5 protein-coding genes are annotated in these 2,663 nt (G+C 34.0%); all 5 read right to left on the bottom strand.

Annotation, left to right across the window (positions count from 1 at the left end; all coding sequences use genetic code 11):
• Positions 1 to 28: 28 nt before the first annotated feature.
• A complete protein-coding gene (xerA, locus tag D8863_RS10275; protein WP_084849748.1) occupies positions 29 to 994 on the bottom strand; it encodes a site-specific tyrosine recombinase/integron integrase in 966 nt (321 codons plus the stop codon).
• Positions 995 to 1,106: 112 nt separating this feature from the next.
• A complete protein-coding gene (locus tag D8863_RS10270) occupies positions 1,107 to 1,517 on the bottom strand; it encodes a type II toxin-antitoxin system death-on-curing family toxin (protein WP_125441845.1) in 411 nt (136 codons plus the stop codon).
• Positions 1,514 to 1,750, bottom strand: a complete 237-nt coding sequence (locus D8863_RS10265) for an AbrB family transcriptional regulator (protein WP_000260600.1) — start codon at positions 1,748 to 1,750, stop codon at positions 1,514 to 1,516. Before D8863_RS10265 ends, D8863_RS10270 begins: the two co-directional genes overlap by 4 nt.
• A gap of 76 nt (positions 1,751 to 1,826) precedes the next feature.
• Entirely contained in the window at positions 1,827 to 2,477 is a 651-nt protein-coding gene (locus tag D8863_RS10260) for a restriction endonuclease subunit S (RefSeq protein WP_260469788.1), read from the bottom strand.
• Positions 2,443 to 2,663: tyrosine-type recombinase/integrase (locus D8863_RS10255; protein WP_142999480.1), on the bottom strand; the 221-nt coding region annotated here is incomplete at its 5' end. The genes D8863_RS10255 and D8863_RS10260, both read right to left, overlap by 35 nt.

Here is a 2,663-nt window from a genome sequence, read left to right as displayed (position 1 = left end):
AAACATCTCGTTAAATCGGGATTTGCAGTTAAGAGATGAATTTTTGGTGTGAATGTTTGACATTGCTTTGGTTAACCATGGCATAGGCCAGGGTTGTATCAATTTTGCTGTGACCAAGTAGTTTTTGGACTTGCTCAATAGGCATTCCTTTATCAATAGCCTTTGTCGCTAGGGTTCTTCTGAATTTATGTGGATGAACCTTTTGTATTCCAAGTTTTTGTCCTAACTTTCTCAATCGAATCTCGACACCAGCAATTCCAAGTCTCTGGGCTTTTCCAAGTAGCGTTACAAAAAGAGCTGGATGACTATCTTTTCTATCATTGAGATAGTTTCTTAAATGAATTTTCGTACGAGCATCAAAATATACGGGTCTTTCTTTTTTTCCTTTTCCAAAAACAACGCACTCTCTGTTTTCAAAATCAATATCAGAACGATTCAACTGGACCAGTTCTCCTACACGCATACCTGTTGATGCTAGTAGGTCAATCATTGCCAAATCTCTTAAATTTTCACAATTATCTCTCATAATTTCGAGATGTTCATCCGTATAAGTTTCTTTCACAGTTTGTTCTGTTTTAATTTTTTTTATCCTTCTAATAGGATTTTTGATGATATATTCCTCTTGCTCAAGCCAAGCAAAAAAAGAGGACAATATACGCCGAATATTGTCCAAATTCGCCTTACTACAATCCTTTTCAGACTGATAATTTGCTAGATAACTTCTCAAATCATCGGTTGTCAGTTGTGTCACAGACTCCTTAATATAATGAAACAAATTTTCAATTGTTCTCTGATAATAACGTATTGTTTTTGCACTACAGCCCTCCACCTGCTTAGCAGTGATGAATAATTGCAACAGATTATTATTAGAGTGCTTCTGCTTCTTTTTTCCATCCACTAGATGGCGCTCTAAACTCTCTCGCAATGCTAGTAATTGTTCATTATTTAAAAGGGGTAACATTTCTTGTATGATAATTGTAATTTTTGATTCCATAAATTCTCACTTTCATTATTACTCATCAATAAAAAGAGACAATATCAGTTTCTGCATTACAGAATTCTAATATTGTCTGTTTATTTTCTAATACTCATTCAAATCCAACATACTAGCTTATTTTTTCTCTGACAGAATGTTCAGAAACCCATTTAGAATAGCTTATCATTTTTTCATCAGTTAAAGCTTCTACCGCTATAGTCACGCACATATCAACCGCTTCTTCCACGGAAACAAAAAAATGATAACCATTTAATTGTAAAAACTTCACCAAAACAAAGAAAGCTGTTCGTTTATTGGCGTTGGCAAAGACATGCTTCTTTATCAATTGAACAAATAATATTGTTGCTTTATCAAAAATTGTTGGATAAAGAGGCTTGCCAAAAACAAATTGTTCTGGTAAGTTCACAATCATATTTAACGCTGAAGGACTAACTGTTTGAATTTGCTCATTTGGAGAATACCGTTGAATTGCTAAAGCATTGATTTTTTCAATTTGCTTTTCTGTTAGATAGACTGTCATTTTTCCACCAAAGCTTTGAAAACATCGTCGTATTCATCAAAAATTGTATCCAATTTTAAGTTAAAGGCATCATCAGAAACATAAGAGACCTGATGATCCAATTCTTCAGGAGTAAAGATAATTTCGCCACTTGGTAACAATTTTGCTTCGTATTTAACACCACTTGGAATATTGAATTCGCTTGGAATCGTAATGGTGATTGAATTTCCTTGTTTTCTTGTTTTTACGACCATCTGATTTCCTCCTTTGAAGTATTATAACAAATAATTACGGTAATTACAACGATAGTGTAAACTGCTATCTCAAATCTTAACCAAAATACTCCTGCATAAGTGATTTTTTCAAGGTTTCCAATTCTTCCAGAGATTTTTGAATTGCCAATTGTGATTTGTCGACCTGAGCCACAAAGTCTGCGAATTCGTTTTGGAGGGAAAGAGGGGGGAGAATCAGTTCAAAATTTTTAATCAGTTGACCGTTTAAATTAGGTTGATTTCCTCCTCGTCCAAGTTCTCGTAATTCGCTATACCTTAGCATTAATTGATGCCAAATAAAAACTGGATTGTCTATTTTATTTGGAAATATAGCACCACATGCTTGGTTGCTAGTAGATTCAACTTTGAGGATTGCACTTCTTCCTCTTGTTTGTCCTTGACCATACATAGCAATTAATATTGTATTAACTGGAAAAAGTTTAAGAGATGTATTTTCTAAAGCAAATTTTGTGATTTTTTCCTCAGTTTCCGTAATTTCTTTATTTATTACCTCAGTTGTTTTTACCCAATTAATCGTTCCGCTATCCCAATATAATTTATTATCTCTTGATGGTGTACTTCCACTAGAAAGTTCAAATTTTTCACCTATTTTATATTTGGGGAATAATGTAGTATGAAAATCCCCAAACATCTCGTTAAATCGGGATTTGCAGTTAAGAGATGAATTTTTGGTGTGAATGTTTGACATTGCTTTGGTTAACCATGGCATAGGCCAGGGTTGTATCAATTTTGCTGTGACCAAGTAGTTTTTGGACTTGCTCAATAGGCATTCCTTTATCAATAGCCTTTGTCGCTAGGGTTCTTCTGAATTTATGTGGATGAACCTTTTGTATTCCAAGTTTTTGTCCTAACTTTCTCAATCGAATCTCGACAC

Source organism: Streptococcus oralis, assembly GCF_003943825.1.
Classification (GTDB): domain Bacteria; phylum Bacillota; class Bacilli; order Lactobacillales; family Streptococcaceae; genus Streptococcus; species Streptococcus oralis_CD.
Note: the sequence above shows the minus strand (reverse complement) of the source record. Positions and strands in the feature narration are given on the sequence as shown.